Here is a 16,723-nt window from a genome sequence, read left to right as displayed (position 1 = left end):
TTCTCTATCCAGTAAATCCCGAACACCTGCACGGGCTCTTCTCGCCCAATTTCTCTAACAATCATATCCACATCACTCAATAGTTCTTCCGGGCTGCAGAAAAAAGGGGACAGACTTATTTATAAACCGAGCAAAAACAAAAAACTGGCTCCCTCTGTGCTTACAAAAAACAAGTCTGCCCTTTTCTCTACAGCTGCACCGGTTGCTTTTGAACCTATTACATAACGAACACTAAATGGAATGGCGTTCTGCTTTCCGCCCAATACTCAGCAGCTTCCAGCCAAGCCGTTACAAAACACCCCAACGCATATGGGGCCTGAGACCATCCTTTAGCTGCATCGCGTAGAACAAGACAATAACCATCAGCAGGCAACCAATCCATATCACCCAAACACTCGTCAAGAGCGTCCCAGTTGTTTCCAAAATAATCTGGAAACTGCATCGCCGACGCGACAACTGCAAACAAATCCTTATCTGACCTTACGTTCGCTACTGACCTCGCAATTACCATATCTCCTAGAGAGTCCAACTCATCTTTAATCTCCTCAGCGCGAACAAAGTGGATCGAAACTGCCGACGCTTTTTTCAAGTAGCTCATATTCGCCATGACTACCTCCTGACCGGATCAACTTGAATGAAACTTTCGTAATGATCGTCTGTGTAGTACATCCTACCGGAGTTTGCATCTTGAACTACCCGACGTGTGCCGAGAAAAAGGGGACAGAGAAAAAGCAGAAAAAGGGGACAGATTTATTTAACACTAAAGCATGAGCATCGCTCTCCGCGCCTTAAATAAATCCGTCCCCTTTTTTCAATAAAACAGTTCGGACACCCTATATCGCCGCACAAAGAAAGAAGACAGACTTACTTCACAGACCGAGCAAAACTAAGCCTGTCCACTCTGCGCTCCGTAAAAATAAATTTTCCCCTTTTTGCTCTTACTCTTCCGATCAAGGTTAGTTCACCGATATTAAATCAAGCCCTTCACTACGCATTATCTCATCGGGAATTTCGTCATAGACAAAAAGTTCGTCTCCTAAATTCAATATGGATAGACATGGACCGCCATCAAACGAAAGAGCAACACCTATTATTGCCTCGGCCACCGAAGATCGCACAAGCGAGGCTGAAACCAATATCCCCCCTACAACATTAAGAAAATAGGGCTCGTCAGAGACACAAAAAACGTCTTGCCTGCCGTACTCACCTAAGTCGCAACCGACAATTGGATCGAGAGAAAACAATAGCAATGAGCCATCGCCACTACCATAGAGCTTCCCGGCCTCAGAACCATAGAATTGAAAGCTGACTTCTTGTGGAAAAGGGTCCCTTCTAGAAGCAAAAACATGAAAGATAGCATTTACTGACAATAGTTTTTTCCCAAGCACAGCCAGCAACCAAGCGGTCATAAGATCAGGGCGCCTCATTACCTTACATCTCCTTTTAATGCGCTTAGCACAGAGGGATTCTGAATTGCTCCGTCCTTCAGGATAGTCACAAACTCTCCATTAGGCTTAGTAACAACCACGTCATTACCTTTTATCCTAAAAAATACATCGCCACGTGCGCCATTCGCTCCCTGTCCGGCAAAAGTCCCAGGAATCACCTTCTCAGGATGATTTCCAATGTCATTAATCCGATCAAGCACAACTTTGCGATCTGCAGGATTGGCTGCATCACCGCCATAATCTTTAACATGCTTGCCCAGTTTCTTACCTATTTGGTTGGAATCCACCTTAAAGATGGCACCCGCACCTACACCACTCACCGGTACAGATGTGTTACCGGGTTTAGGTAGTAAGCCAGAAACGTTCCCTTTTGCACCCGTTCCGTCCACTACCGAAACAGACTTAGGCTCCTTCGCTCCTCTGCCTTTCGAAAGCACACCTGTCAACACCGAAGCCATGAACTGGCCACCGCCGATCAGGTATTCATCCGTTACGGAAGTTGGATCATTTTCTATTTCATCAGAAAAAGGGGACGGATTTATTTAATAACTGAGCAAGCAAATAAATCCGCCCCCTTTTTCCATCTGCTCCCGTTAGCGCGCACGCTTACTGACTACCTTAAGCCCCTGCGCTTATTGCACCGAAGCCGTCTTGAAGTGACTGACCGAGCTGTCAGCCCCGCTTGGCACTCGGGGACAGGGCGACCGGAGCCACGAAGTCGAACGTTTCCTGACCCGCTGGAAGCATGTAGGGATCTTTCATAGTCAGGTGGTACACCGCAGACACCACAGCAGTGTCTATCACTGGATCGCCGGAACTCTCGGCCAGGTAAACCTCGGGCTTCGGACTCCTGGTCGAGAACCTGAAAAGCACTCTAACTGTCAGCGTTTGACCAGAGTGATTGAGCCCACCGAGCTCATACGAGCGCCATAACTCGAAACGCATCTGGCGCAGAAGCCCCCCAATCCATACTCGATTGTATTTCTGCACCTGCTCAGCATCGAGCTCCAGCCCAAGGGCCAATAGCGGCCGCATTGCCTTCCAGGCGGGGTCACCATATTTTTGGGTAGCATCGACGTACAGCTTCAAAGCACCCGACACATCCTGCGCACCGCCCTTGCCCTGCTCCATCAACCCACCCAACCCCACCACACCACCTATACCTGCACGGGTGTAATAATCGCGGGCCTTCACCGGGTCAACTGGCTCGTCAATCCCATCCCGCGCCATGCGCGCGAGCTCCACATAGGCATATGGATCGGCCGGCGCCGCTTGCAGGTAGAGTGACCTGGCCCGGGCAGTGTTCTGGCTCACGCCTGTGCCGCTCTCATAGAAGGTACCGAGCACATGCTGGCAAGTCGGAATTCCACCTTCGCTCGCGGATATGACGAGCTGCAAGTCGGACGGTTGAACAGTTCGGTAGTGGGTGGTTTGGCGACATGCCTTGCCTTGGTTGCCATCCAAGGCGTCGTCAAAGGTGCCAAGCGGCACGAAGGGATTGCGCAACTCCGCAAGGTAACGGTCCGTCGGAGTGGTGCGGGACTCCTCAAGGTACTCGACGGTGCTCCTCCCAAGGTCTTTCATGCTCTGGCAACCGCCAAGGGCAATCATCAGACCGATCAATACGATATTTTTAGTCATACTGTATCTGTGTCCATACGTGAGACGCGGTTGCTCGTCGTGATGATCCGCGTGTGCTCCAATAAATAAACAATAAACTGGACAGACCTAGCTTTAGCAAAAATAACTGCTAACTACCTGATAAAGGGTGGTCTGTCCCCGCCGTCTTCACTCCACACATGTCTTGGGCGTGATACGGATATTTTCAGGCAGACTTTCACCACTTTGCATTTCAGTGCTCAACGCTGGTTCTTTGCGTGCGCTCAACTCAATAGGGTATGGCCCGGTCTGCGCTAGGATTGCTCTTGTTTGAGCGATAAAAGCTTCGTCGCTGCGTGTATAGAAGATCCACTCCCGCTGTTTTCCACCCGTCACCGTGCACACCCACTTCGCTAGCCCTTTATCCTGCATCGCCGGGAGTATCAGCCTCTCCATTTCATCCATCCGGACACGGTCTCGAAGAGCCGGTATGAGCCCCTTGGAGGAGTACTTCCAAGTGACCTTGACCTTAAAAGGTAGTGCCCGCTTTTCAGTCGTCGATATCGAACCAGCACCCTTGTAGAGCATGGGAACGGGTGTATCTGGAAAATCGGACGGTTGGTAAATATCGTCGACAACGTCGACTATTTCCATTGGTTGAGGATAATCGCCGGTATCATCGAGAAGGGCGCTGAGAGCCATACTTTGGCTGGCCTCCCGATCAGCCACACAGTTATCGTACTCCACACTTTTAACCGGACCCGCATCCAGGCACCGGTCGCGCTCGACCGGTGGGGGCGAGTGGGTTTTGGAGCTGGAGCAGCCCGCGATGAGTACGCTTGCTAGCGCCAACAACCGGAGCCGGTTATGGACGCCCATCTGGCTAAGCCCCAAGTCCAGAGACTGTGATCCGGAGAGTTTGCAGTCCTGGCGTTGCCTGCGAAGCTTTGCTGTGACGTACTGCACGCCATGACCAGACTCCATCAAAGGGCGCTCGGATTTCTCAGTGACCATCGGTGTTTTTCCCTCAACTCGCGACCGCGTCCCGAAGGCCTATCCCTCTAATTCTTAGTCGGACTCAGTGCCCCTGGACGCTCGCTACAGGAATACGCTCCTGTGGCTGAGTGACATCGTAAACATGCTGCTCACAACCTGCCCCAATGATCACGAACTCCACTAGGTAAACCTTTTGCTTCTCGGGCTTGAAGGTGGAACTCATAGGGCCGCATGCATAAACAATTTTTTCGGCATAGCGGTAGTAGTTCGAGTCGTAGACCCGTGATTCACCGATCACTTCAATCGCCTGCCCGGGATCAGCCTGCACCTCCAGTTGGGGGAAGCGTTTTACGGTGGCGCTGTTGGCAACCTCGTTCACTTTGGCGATCCAACCGAATACCTTGCCACGACCGGAATCGACCACGGTTCCCAAGACTTCGGCACGTTGGTCCGCATCGGAACTGCGCCGCACGGAGAATTGCACCGGGTGGGTGAATCCTGTCGCCTTCATGATGATCTTGGCGTGTTCCGCGTCAGCGACGACCTTGGGTTGTTGCAACTGCACGCCATCCTTGAGCAGGCTTGGCGAGGAATCCCTGACGTTTGAGTGACAGCCTGCCAGGGCCATGGCTAGAACTAAAAAGGTGGTTTTTTTCATGATGACTTCCCTGCAAAATTTGAATGACCACAGACCATCGAAGTACTTTCGATAAAGCGGAATGGAGATGAGCACGTTCTAGTAATCGATGACTAATTTGGACATCGCTTAACCTGAACGTCCTAACAACCTTGCCCACCATCCAGGCTTGGCGAGTGACTCAGGCGTTGGAACAGCTTCTTCGCTGGGATGGAGTAAATCTTGCGGATAGTGTTCATGTCCGATGCAGTCACTATCATCAAGCCCAAAGACTTTCACGGCGGCGACCGCCTCGAAACACCAACGGCCAAAATAGCTTCCCATCTCAAGCGGATGTTTTACTGGATCACCATAGATGTACCACCACGGTTGCTGTTTGCCGCGCCGGTTCAGCTCCGGATACCAATGTTTTACGAAAGCAAGCAACAACGTTGCTTGCTGCGCCTGCGGCGCGTCAATGGCCTTGAGCAGCCTCGCGTAGGGCTTGGCATGCAGGAGGTTTTCCCCAATCGTCCGCTCTGGTTGACGAGACGCCATGACTCGATCAAGCAGAACGTCCTGCCCGCCCTCACCTATCAACGCAACCAAACGAAGCCACTGGTCGTCGGGGATTTCAAGAACGAGCGCTAGGCTCACCAACCAAAAACACCAGATATAGTGGTTTAAATTTGAAAGTTCAAAGGTCCAGTCTCGGCAAGTTTGGAGATTGTTTTCTGCACAGACTTCGTCGGATAGACGGTTGGAGATTTCCCACGCATCTAAAAGGCGAGGGAAATGGGTAGCCATTTCCAAGCTATCCCCGCCCTGCGAATAGACTCTTATGCTTGAAATCAAATTATCTTTAGCAAAATCGAACGCGAACTGAGGCCTGTATATGGGATTAGCCGAAGGTTCCATCAAAATTGCACTGGCGCGCTCAATCCATTGCTGATCTTTTACTGCACGGTCGTCCCAGTATTGTTTATCTCCCAACGGTGCACGAATCACGGAATAACCCCATTCAAATTTTTGGAAGGCAGTATTTTAGAGGTGTCTATGGCTTTGACTTTTCCACGAGCATCAAGCACCTCAATCTCTGTAGCACCGTCTGGGCGAGTTCTCACGACCCAGGTTTCAGTACGGTTCGTTTCGACCGCAGTCCGAACGTCCCGGCTCTGATCTCTACCCACCGCACGAACTAATCGATCACCGCCCAGAGTCCATGCAACAGAACCCTGCTTACCATCCGTCGGATTACCAAGCCCCGAGGAGCCGGACTTCTTGTTATCACTGACAAACTTGTACTCGATAATGACGTAGTCCACATCTGGACGATCCACCTTGTAAAGATCATCGATCCCCGTCTCCCCAATCCCCGGAACCCGTGCAAGCTTCTGTCCTTCGGGAACGATTTGCTGAACAGAACGCTCGCCAAACAAATCACCCATGACACTTTTCTGCTGCTTGGTTAAAACTGCCAGATCCATCATCGGCTGGCCATCGGGACCAAAGATACCGCCACTTTTGATCAGCGCCTGCTCGGACGCTTCGTTAAGTATTCCAGTGAAGCGTTTCCCCACTGCCTCTGCAAGCTCACCTGTCAGGCGTGTCGTCGCCAACCCTGCGCTACCGGCCCCCGCACCGCCCAGACCGATACCCACTCCCGCAGAAGTCGCAATAGCCTCATTCTGCCTCAGCACATCAGCGCCATACCCTTGCATGATATGCAGGGTGTCCAGATACCCCTTGAGCCTTAAGTCTTCAGGCAAACCTTGGACAGCCTCCACGGCAGCGGCAAATTGCCGTCCTCCACAACTCGGACAATTCACCGTACTCATCGCCAAAAGTGCCGTCTTGGATCCGAAACTCGCCAAGTTCTCCACAGCGTTAGCAAAACCTTCGGCGCTGCCTTGGCCCTTTGCATTAAGTATTGCGGCCTGATTCTTTGGGTCACGCATGTAATGGTAAGGGTCAACCAGCTCAATGTACTTGACCAGATTTTCAACTGACTTCCGGTCTTTCATCAGCTCTGCCAAGCCCAGTCGCTCATTGTTGTAGTCAGCCAGGCTCACCTGAAACAGATCTGTGCTTTTCAGCTGCGAAAGCTCCGTTCGAAGGAAGTTGGCGGCATCTGCCGTCTTGCCATCCTTCACATCCAGTACAGCATTCCATCCTCGGTCAACCATCGCTGCTGCGGTTCGCAAGAGCTCCATTCGCGCCTGTTCATCAGTGATGCCCTTTTCCTTCGCGTAACGACTGACTCGATCATTGTCGGAGGCGAACTTTATTTCGTCTGGATGCAACTGCCGGTTGTACTTCTCCACTCCCAGCGCAGTGCCACCGGCCACGACCGAACCGATCACGCCACTACCGGATCCAACCGTCGTACCGACGCCTGCAGCTATTAGCGAAGCTACGGTCTTTTGCTCCGTTTCTGTCAGCTTGCTGCCAGCCAAAGCTTGCATGACGGATGGCAATAGAGCTGAGGCGCCCGCACCCAATGCCCCACTCTGCACGCTACCACTGGAAAGCCCCATCGCCGCTCCCGCCAAGGCATGCAACATGACACGCGCCGCGCCGCCTTCCGCCCAGGCAGCCTTGGTCACGCTATCGATGTCTTTACGGTTCTTCTGTTCGTCGGCAAAGCTGCCAATTCTGTTGAATATGTCACTGGACGTCGTATTGGCGACGATGCCAACAGCTGTGCCGCCCGTGGCTCCGCCAAGACCTGCGGCAATCAAGCCAGAGGCGATATCAGCCATCAGTTTCTTATCACCGCCTACCTGCCAGCGGGCGGCTTCCAAACTGGCCGCCTCCGCCGCCCGGGCGGTTGACTCGGCAGCTGGCGAACCGGCATGGGCTTGATCCTTTGCCTCCTGCCCAAGCCTCTTGGCCTCATCCGCCTTTGCCTTCGCCACCGTACTGATAATTCCACTGGCCAATTGCGCCGAGCTTTGAATCAGGTCGATACGCTCCTGCATGGCCTTTTCATCAGGCCTGTCCAGCTTCTGATTGGCGTTGGCGGTATCGCGGTTCAGCCCCACCAGGTCAGTTGCGCCCTCGGGGTTACGGACAACGATCGTGCCTTCGCTGACAGCACTGCGGGTGTAGCTGTGCTCTTTGTCCTTAAGGGCTACTGGGATGCTGCCGCCGAATGAGGAGCCGCCAACATTGCTGCCCGAGATGGAAATTCCCGCCGATTGGCTCTCGATATTGCTGCTGTTCTTGATATCGCTGACGAGCAAGCGATCCGTGCTGAGGCGGTTTTTATCCGCGGACGCTTCGCTGGCGATCACAGCGCCCTGCAGGGTTGTGGTTTTACCCACATGGATGTCGTAACCACCGGCACCAGCGAACAATCCGCTCTGGTCGGTCACAGCCTTGTAGTCACTGTTCATGTTGGCGGCGGCAATATTCGCCGAACCCGCGACCATGGAGCCGTAGCAGAACGGCGGAACGCAGATGCTCGCTCCGATCCCCCCGCTGCTTTGCTTGCTTTTCGACGATTCGGTGTCCTGACGAGAAACAATATTCAGGTTGCCGCCAATCGACGCCTTGATGGTGTCCGCCCGGACCTGGGCGCCTTCGAGGGTTGTGTCGCGGCCGCTTTGCAACAACAGCGATCCGGTTTCCAACGTGGTATTGACCTGGGTGACGGACTTGCCGTTACCCATGTTTTTCGCACCTTGGGCCCCCAGGTCGAGGGTGAAGCCGTTTTGCTCCCCAATATTGAAGCTGGCACCAATGGCCGTTTTGTTGCTGGAGCCGTCATTTTTGCGATCAACGGTGTCTTGTGCACTTTTCAGCAGCACATCATTTTTAGCCAGCAACAAGGTGTTTTCAGCCTTCAGGCTGCTGCCGGTTATCTGGATATCACCCAGGGTTCCCGCCGCGTCCCCCGTGGCAACAATCGATAGCTCTTGACCGGCATTAAGGGTGCTTTGCTTCGCCGTCAGGCTGTTGTACTCACTGCTGCTTTTGCTGCGCGTATTGGCCAGCTCGGTACCGATCTTGATCAGTGAGCCATTGCTGGGGGTGCCGCCTTGCTTGTTTTTGAATCCGGAGCTTTGCCCGTTTGCGTCCGAGGCCTGGCCACCCAGGTTGTAAAACGCGAGGGCGGCCTGGGCGATTTTTACCGCCTTGAGTCGAGGGTCATCGGCATTCTTCGCAGCTTTGGACGCGTCGCGAATAGTCCTTGCGGTGTCGACGAGCGCACCACCGATGACCCTACCCACTGCCAAGCTTTTAGAGCTGTCCTCAGTGGTTTGCCGTGCGGTTTCATCACCCGCGGTGATGGTCACGTTGGAACCGGTAAGCGCCATGTCCTTGGTACTGACCAAATCACTAGCCACCACACTCAACTCACGCCCAGCCGTAAGCGTTACATTGCCGGCACTGGAGCCGATCGTGCTGCCGGTAAGCGTGGTTTCTGTAGCCGTGCCGTTGTGCTTCTGACTGTTGATAAACAGATGCTGATTGCCCGTCATGTCATCCAGGCCCAGCTTGTTACCGGTCAATACACCTGTCAGGTCGCGATTCTTTTCCTTGTGCATATCAGTGCGCGAGAAGGTATTTTTCGCCGCATCGATGGTCAGGTCGCGCCCGGCCTGGACTGCCAGATCACCGGTACTGACCAGGGACGAGCCCGTCACTTTCACATCTTGGCCGCCCGCGACGGTGACCGTCTCGCCTGAGACCATGCTGCCCACGGCAGTGGTGCGTTTCTCGTCGACCTTGTCCTGGACTTTGCTCGACTTGAACCCACCCCAACTGCTTTTGCTTTCCTTGCGCTCATGGCGGGCGCTGTCGGAGTCGGTCACGGCAAGAATCTGTACGTCCTTGCTTGCGACCAATTTCGTCGCGCCTTTCTCGGAAGTCACGGCGCTACCTGCCAACAGCAGGTTTTCACCCGCCACCAGCGTACTGTCGCCACCGGAACTGACCAGGCTGCCCACCTGGGTGGTGCTGTCCGTTTCATCCAGCCGGAATTTCTTCCCGGAAGAAGACTTCTTGGTCTTGCTGTAGAAGCTGTAGTCCTGATCCGCAGCAGCCTTCAGGGCGAGGTTGTTACCCGCCACCAGGTACGCCTCATTCCCCGCGTTGACCGTACTCGCTACCAGCGTGAGATCCTGCCCCGCGCTCAGCGTCGCATCCCCGCCCGCCTTGAGCGTGGTGGACACCTGCTGGACATGATCCTCGATGCTCTTGACCTTCTTGCTCTGGCCATACGAATGCTGTTCATTCGCCGCGGGCCCCAAGGTCAAGTTCTTGGTAGCGACAATGGCCAAGTTCCGCTTGGCTTCGACCTGGCTGGCGATCACGTTGAGGTCAACGCCCGCAGCGGCCTGAAGATCCCGCCCAACCGTAACGCTAGAACCATTCTGGGTAATGGTCTGGTCTCGATGTTTGCTGCCCTGCGTATGGCTGTCCACCTGCTCGGCGGCGGTGATGTTCATATTTCGGGCAGCGCGCAATGTGGTGTCGTTACCACTCTTGAGCACACCACCAACATTGGCGATATCCCGCCCAGCGCCCGCGCTCAGGTCATGACTCGCCTCAATCCGCGCCGCGTTGTCAGCAAATTCGCGTTGCTCAGTCTTGTAACCAGTGCCGCTGGCATGCCGGGTAATGGTTCGCTCATTGGTCAAATCACCAGCGACGGCAACAACACTGACATCCCGCCCAGCAATAACCCCGCCAGCCCGGTTAGTAAGATCCTTACTCGCCAACGCCTCAAGCCGGTTCCCCGCTTCCATCAACCCACTGTTGACCAAGCTGTCGCCCGCCGTCGCCCTCAGGTTGCTGGACGCACGCAAGGTGCCCGCATTGTTCAGGTTCTTACCCGCAATCAGGCTGACGTCTGAACCCTGAATCAGCGCACCATTCGGCGCCAGGCGATTATTGGCCTGGGCCAGATAAAGCACCGGCACCAGCACCTGTTGATCATTCACCGTCCGGTTTTCCATCCAGACGATGTCATGGGTCAGGGCCGCAACCTGTTCGGCGGTCAGGCTGACACCCAGGGACAGGTTGAGACTGTCCTTGCTGGCGATGGCATTGTTCATCAGGTACTTGAACATGCCGTCGTCGGAGTTCTGGCCGTCGAGGAAGCGTTGGCCGGTACGGGCGATCACCGCCTGTTGGATCAGGCGTTGTTCGTAGAAGCCGTCGCCCAAACGCTTGGCGGCGACGTCGGGGTCGTAGCCCAGGTTTGTCAGCAGGTAATCGGAGCTCATGAACCGGCGCATGTCGGTCAGCGCCGGGTTGGTCTCGATCAGGTATTTTTGCGGGTTGGCCTGGAACGAACGGTCCGGCAGGCCACGCACTTGCGTCAGGCCCGTGCTCTGGGTTGGCGAGGCCGAGCCGTCGCCGCTCATGCGGAACAGGCCGTTTTGCCCGGTGGGCAAGTCAAAACCTGGCAAGGACAGCGGATCGACTTGTTGCTGGCTCAGGTTCGGGGGTAGCTGCCGATTGACGCTGATGCGGGTCGAGAAGGCGTTGTCGGCCTGGGTGTCGGTACGTGGGCCAGCGCCGACGTAGTTGTAGCCGCCACGCACGACGCCGCTGTTGAGGTCGCCCTGGGTTGGAATGTCGACGGCACCACCGGCCTGGATAATCGCGGCATAGGTTTGGCTGTCGGTGGTGGCTGTCTGAGTACGGAACTGCGTCAGCTCACGTTCGGTTCTGCCGATAAAATGGCTCATCGCCGCTTCAAGACCGCTCAGGTCATTGGCGTTGTAGCCTGGGCTCTGCAACCAGTATTTGTTGGTGAAGTTATTGGCGTCTGCGCGCCAGCTACCCGGGCGGCGCGTGCGTTGGGACCTGAAGGTGCGCGAGGTTTCAATCTCGCCGGTCTCGATGCCGATGTTGTTCAGGCTGACGAGGTTGGCGGTCAATGCACCGCCGACGCCGATGCTGCTGCTCCGGTTGGTCAGGGTGTCGCCCTGGATATTCAGGTTGCCGCCGGTGGTGATGCTGGAGGCGGCGCTGGCCGCGGTAACTTCGAACTTGTCGCGCTGGACGATCTGCCAGACGTGGTTTTGCTTGGGGCCGTCGCAATCACCTGGGACGCAGGCCACTTCCCTGATCGAGGCGGTGTAGATGCCTGCATCGTTGGTGGCCAAGACCTCGCGGACGTTGTCGATGGTGCTGGCCGCCAGGCGCATGTTGCCGTCGCTTTGCAGCGAGCCGGAGCTGTTGAGAATGCGGCTGGCACGCGTGCCGAGGCCGTCGCGATCGATGTTCAGATCACCCAGGCTGTAGATGTCGGCATAGCGGTTGGTCAGGCTGTTGACGCGCAGGCTGGTATTGCCGCCGCTGAAGATCAAACCGTGTTCGTTGAGCAGGTCGCCGGTTGTGACACCGAGCGCGCCGGCACTGCCCAACGTGCCGTAGTTGTTGATCGTGGCGGCCGTGACGCTCAGGTCCGCCGCCGAGGTCAGCCGACCGTAGCTGTTGAGGACGCCATCGACCACGACGGTTGTGTTGCCACCGCCAGCGATACTGCCGTTTTGCTCCAGACTGATCAGCGCGGCCTTGAGGCCCAAGGTGCCGAGACTGCTCAAGCGACCGTTGCCTGTATAGGCGCCGGTCAGTTGCAGGTCGATCGCCCCATCGCTGCCGATCAGGCCGTCAACCCGCCAGTTGCTGCCACGGCCTACCATGCTGTCGGTGCTGAGCAACTGGCCCGTGGCGGTCTGGGTCAACTGGTCGACATTCACGACCAGGTGCCCGGCCTGGATCGCCGTGTTGTTGGTCCAGCGATCAGCCGTCACCGTCAGGTTGCCGTAGGTCACCAGCTGACCGCCGGCCTGCCCCAGGTTGGCTTGGCTGATGCCGAACAATCCCAGACCAGTGTGCAGCAGCTTGCCACCCACGTTCTGGACGCTGCCGGTGTTGAAGCCCACATCATTACTGGCGGTTTCCAGGGTGCCGTCGTTGTTATCGAACAGGCCACCGATCTTGAACACCGTGGTGCTGTTCTGGCCCAGGGTGCGCAGTTGGCCTTTCTGGTTGCTCAGGCTGGCGGCCAGAATGTCCAGGCTGTCCTGGCTTTCGATGATGCCGGCGTTGTTGTTCAGCGCACCCGAAAGGTCAAAGTCGATACCACTGGCGCTGACCTGCCCGCCGCCGCTGTTGTCCATGCCCCGGCCAGTGACCCAGACCTTGCCCGTGGCGTATATCCCGCCGTTGCGATTGTTGATATCCGCCGTCGCGTTGGTGACCACGACATCGCCGGCTTGCGCAGCGATGCGTCCGCCGTCGTTGAACAGCCCAGCCAAGGCTCGGATGTTGAGTCCTTGAGCCTGGATCGTGCCGCCCTGGCGGTTCACGTCATAGCCGTTTTTCAGCACACCGGTGGCCCGCGCCTCCAGCGCCGCCTTGACGCTGGACAGCACGCCGCCACGGTTGTCCAGGTTGGTGGCGAAGACACTCAGCTTGGCGTCCTTGGCGATGATGCTGCCGCCCTGGTTATCGATGTCGCCGGATACATCCACGGTGACCAGGCCCTCGCCTTGCAGCGTGCCCTTGGCGTTATTCAGACTGGCAGCATCGAGCTCGACCTCGGCAGCACGGCTGGCGAGCAGGCCTTTTTCGGCGTTGTTGACCGCGCCGGTGGCGCTGACCAGCAACTTGCCATTGGCGGCGACGGTGCCTTTGTTGCTGTTGTCCAGGCTGGCGGTGCGCACGGTCATGACGCCTTGGCTGGATAGCTCGCCGCCCCGGTTATTGATCGCGCCGGTGTTAGTGATGTCGAGGTTCTTGCCGGCCATGACCAGGCCGGTCAGGTTGTCCAGGCTGCCGAGGACCAGGGTCGCGCTGTTCAGGCTCGACAGCTCACCTGCGTTGTTTTCCAGATGGCCCAGGTTGGCCGTCAGCAGGCCCTGGCTATTGATCAGACCGCCCTGGCTGTTGAGGACTTGATCGGCGCTCAGGTGCAGTTCGGTGTTACCCAGGATCCGGCCTTTATTGCGGTTATCCACAACGTTGCCGGTGACGGTGGTCTTGCCCTGCCCACTGAGCGTGCCGCCCTGGTTGTTCAGCGCTACGGTGGTCGTGACATTCAGGTCGCGACTGGCGATGACGGTTTTGCCAGCGTTGTTCAACTGCTTGGCGGTGAGGGTGACATCACCCGTGGTATTGCGGCTGTTATCGGCGTTGACCCCGGCTTCGATAATGCCGTTGTTGCTCAGTGTGCCACCGCTGTCCAGATGAACGTTGTCGCGGGCTATCAGGTTGTTCTGGCTGGTCAGGTCGCCCTGAGTCTTCACGTCCAGGCGGCTACCGGCGTACACCTGCCCCTGGGTTTCCAGGCTTTTGGCCTTGATGTCGATGGCACCGACAGCAGCCGTCTGCGCCAAACTCAAATGCCCATTGGCATCCAGCTGAATATCCCCCCCGCTGGCAACCATCTTGCCGTCCAGCTTCACCCCAACCCCGGCCTCGGTCCCCACCAGCTTGATCGCGCCGGCGTACATACCACCCAGCGCCGAGGAGTCGATGGCCAGCTCCGGTTTCGCACTGCCATCATCGGCCCGGGCAGTGGCATTCAGGGTATTGGCATTAACGTCGTTGCGCCCGGCCACGATGGTCAGGTTCTTGGCCTGGATCTCGGCGTTGATCTTGGCGCTGCGGGTGATGATTTCGAAGCGGTCGACGTTGTTCGCGTTCAGACCCGCGCCTTCAATGGCGACGCTGCCCTGGTCCACCTGATAGCGACCCACCTGGCCGTTTTCGATGATCGGCTTGCCCGTGGTCAGGGTCGNTCAGACCCGCGCCTTCAATGGCGACGCTGCCCTGGTCCACCTGATAGCGACCCACCTGGCCGTTTTCGATGATCGGCTTGCCCGTGGTCAGGGTCGCCCTGGGCGTGTTGATGAAACCGCAGCCGTTACAGCTGATGCCATAGGGGTTGGCGACGATCACATGGGCCGACTGCCCCGCCACTTCGGTGTAGCCGCGCAGTTGGCTGGGGTTGCCGCCGTTGACTTCGTTGAGGATAACTTTCGCGGCCGTGCCCTGGAGGTTCGGGTTGCCGAGGATAATCCCGCCCAGTTGCGTGGCCTGGGCCGTGTTGGTGGCGTTGTTGAGGATCACGCCGTTGCTGCCGACGTTGTAGTCCTTGAACTGGTTGTGAGACAGCCCGCTGCCGTTGGGCTTGGCGATGTTGACCACGGGCACGCCGTTGCCGGCCTGGCCGAGGCTGGTGCCCGGGGCGCTGACCACGATGCCGTCCGCCTGGGCCCACATCGGCTGCCAGAACATGACGTTGGCCAACAGGAACGCCAGGCCGCGCTTGGGCATGCCCCAGAAGGCGTCGCGGGTTTGCAGGGCGGAGGAAGGCTGGCGGGCCACGGAGGCGTAAGCGAATGTTAGCGGAGAACGGCACAGCAGCGCCCGGCAGAACCTCACCCAATGGGCGGGTAAGAACATGTTCGATCCCTCGATATGCAAATGACAGCAAACTCGTGAGCGGACGAACAGCCAAAAACCGGCTTACCCCCAAAACACTCACGTTGCTGATGCGCAAACCACGCGCACACCAGACACTGCCTATCGCTTTCGGTTCAAGGGAGCGGGACTTTTCCATGCGAAAAAGAGACGCGTCTCACAGGTCGTGTCGAAAAACACAACAAGAACGACCTCTCAGATCCCTCAGGAACAGGCCACGGCTCGAAGAAGCGCTGTCACTTCCTCTTGGACAAACGTGGCCTATCCCCTGTCAGTTTTCAGCGTTTATCTAGGGTCGATGACATCCAGGGCCCGGTTTGCCAATAGCTGACTCAGCTCGATCAACTGGTGGAGCCCCAGTGCAACATGCCGTCGAGAATCCTCCAGATCGAACGCCAGATCGCCGGCCATGGCATTGGCGGAGGCCAAGGTTTCGCTGAGATTGGCCAACAGGCTTTCAGCATCGACACCCTCCACGACGGTGAATAGCTGCTCCGGAGGTGGCTTCTTGTCAGGCTGGGCGGGTTTGGGGTTCAGATAGGAATCGATGACACGTTCGGCGTTGGCGTCGGCAGCGATGTCCAGATGCAGCGGTGGAACGGGTGGGTCGGGGATGAGTTTGTCTATGGAATGCTCCTAACGTAAGTAAGAGCCGCCACGTTCGCTGCTAAACGAGTGGGTGGCAGCCGTGCGCAGGTTAGCAGACCGGTACGTTAGGAAACCGGCGCACCCGAGGATGCCCTGCGCATAGCCGCCATAAGAATTCGAGCAATAAAAATGCCCGCATTGAAGGCAGTTGCCATGCGCCTAACGTGATTCCGAGCTGCTAAACCCGACCGCTAATTGGCAGCGGTGGACAAAGACTAGGCACCGAAATCAGCAGGCGCAAGGGACTGGAATTTTCTAGGAAATGTCCTGCAAGTCAATGGGGAATATTCGTTCCGTCGATTCCTACAACAAGCCTGTTTAACGATTCCACAAAGGAACAAATTGCGTATAGTCCCGCCCGCCGCCTTTGCGGCAATCAGTTTTGGCAGCCCACAACCTCTGATGGAGCATGAGTTTTGTACAAGAAATTGACAGGGATCGTTTTTCTGCTATTGAGCGGCTGCTCACTGCATCCGTACACCAAGGACGAGCTGCTGAACACTGGCGTAACCAGCCCCGAGTACTGCCTGACACAGGAGCGGGCGGAGGTGGAAAAACGGGTACAAAGCTATCTGAACCACTGCTTTCACCCACAAGTGACCGAGCTCACGACGGGTGGGAGACTCGTCAATACCATCCAATTGAAAGTCGACAGCAATGCCGACAGAAGCGACATGGTGCTATGGGCGCCGACAATCTACGGCAGCCAGTTCTATATGAACGTGATCGTCTCGGAAAAGAACCCCGCCTGCAAAACCACCATGACTGCCGTGGCCTCAGGCTGGGCCTTTGAGCGAAACTTTCCGAAGATCCTGGAAAGCGCTAAGGGGGGAGACCCGTGGTGCCCGCTGTAAGCTCGTTGTGGCTTTTGTGGCGAGGGGATTTATCCCATAGGCGCTAACCAAACTCCTCGCTCCATAGTCCGTCTCTCTGGTATCCCCGCGTGTTTCGCGGGGATTCGCGT

9 protein-coding genes and 2 pseudogenes are annotated in these 16,723 nt (G+C 56.6%); 1 reads left to right on the top strand and 10 read right to left on the bottom strand.

All coding sequences use genetic code 11. The features are described 5' to 3' along the window. Positions 1-217 precede the first annotated feature (217 nt). From ASC85_RS24365 to ASC85_RS33295, 10 genes and pseudogenes are all read right to left on the bottom strand, one after another. Positions 218-607: a barstar family protein gene (locus tag ASC85_RS24365; protein ID WP_039010458.1), complete on the bottom strand. Its 390-nt coding sequence runs from the start codon at positions 605-607 to the stop codon at positions 218-220. Between the two features lie 349 nt (positions 608-956). Next, positions 957-1,427: a hypothetical protein gene (locus ASC85_RS24360; protein WP_057451714.1), complete on the bottom strand. Its 471-nt coding sequence runs from the start codon at positions 1,425-1,427 to the stop codon at positions 957-959. Continuing rightward, positions 1,427-1,906 (bottom strand): hypothetical protein, encoded by a 480-nt coding sequence (locus ASC85_RS32350; protein WP_152667525.1) that lies wholly within the window; start codon positions 1,904-1,906, stop codon positions 1,427-1,429. The genes ASC85_RS24360 and ASC85_RS32350 overlap by 1 nt, the downstream gene beginning before the upstream one ends. Positions 1,907-2,120: 214 nt before the next feature. Continuing rightward, positions 2,121-3,089, bottom strand: coding sequence for a tetratricopeptide repeat protein (locus ASC85_RS24350; RefSeq protein ID WP_057451713.1), 969 nt, complete (start codon positions 3,087-3,089; stop codon positions 2,121-2,123). 147 nt (positions 3,090-3,236) lie between these two features. Next, the gene (locus ASC85_RS24345) at positions 3,237-4,061 is read right to left on the bottom strand and encodes a DUF695 domain-containing protein (RefSeq protein WP_236712401.1); all 825 of its coding nucleotides are present in this window, start codon (positions 4,059-4,061) and stop codon (positions 3,237-3,239) included. Positions 4,062-4,125: 64 nt separating this feature from the next. Then, positions 4,126-4,701, bottom strand: a complete 576-nt coding sequence (locus ASC85_RS24340) for a hypothetical protein (protein WP_057451712.1) — start codon at positions 4,699-4,701, stop codon at positions 4,126-4,128. Between the two features lie 108 nt (positions 4,702-4,809). Then, a complete protein-coding gene (locus ASC85_RS31635) occupies positions 4,810-5,667 on the bottom strand; it encodes a PoNe immunity protein domain-containing protein (protein WP_082534476.1) in 858 nt (285 codons plus the stop codon). Then, positions 5,664-14,425, bottom strand: a pseudogene (locus ASC85_RS24330) (hemagglutinin repeat-containing protein); the annotation flags it as partial. The gene ASC85_RS31635 and the pseudogene ASC85_RS24330, both read right to left, overlap by 4 nt. A 95-nt stretch (positions 14,426-14,520) precedes the next feature. After that, positions 14,521-14,964 (bottom strand): annotated as a pseudogene (locus tag ASC85_RS33300) (two-partner secretion domain-containing protein); the annotation flags it as partial. A gap of 432 nt (positions 14,965-15,396) precedes the next feature. Continuing rightward, entirely contained in the window at positions 15,397-15,738 is a 342-nt protein-coding gene (locus tag ASC85_RS33295) for a DUF6124 family protein (RefSeq protein WP_082534475.1), read from the bottom strand. A gap of 437 nt (positions 15,739-16,175) precedes the next feature. On the opposite strand from ASC85_RS33295, the gene ASC85_RS24320 reads away from it, so the two are divergent. Then, the gene (locus tag ASC85_RS24320) at positions 16,176-16,613 is read left to right on the top strand and encodes a hypothetical protein (RefSeq protein ID WP_057451708.1); all 438 of its coding nucleotides are present in this window, start codon (positions 16,176-16,178) and stop codon (positions 16,611-16,613) included. Positions 16,614-16,723: the final 110 nt, after the last annotated feature.

The organism is Pseudomonas sp. Root401 (assembly GCF_001425105.1).
Classification (GTDB): Bacteria; Pseudomonadota; Gammaproteobacteria; order Pseudomonadales; family Pseudomonadaceae; genus Aquipseudomonas; species Aquipseudomonas brassicacearum.
The sequence above is the reverse complement of the archived record's forward strand: the minus strand, read 5'-3'. Positions and strand labels throughout refer to the sequence as shown.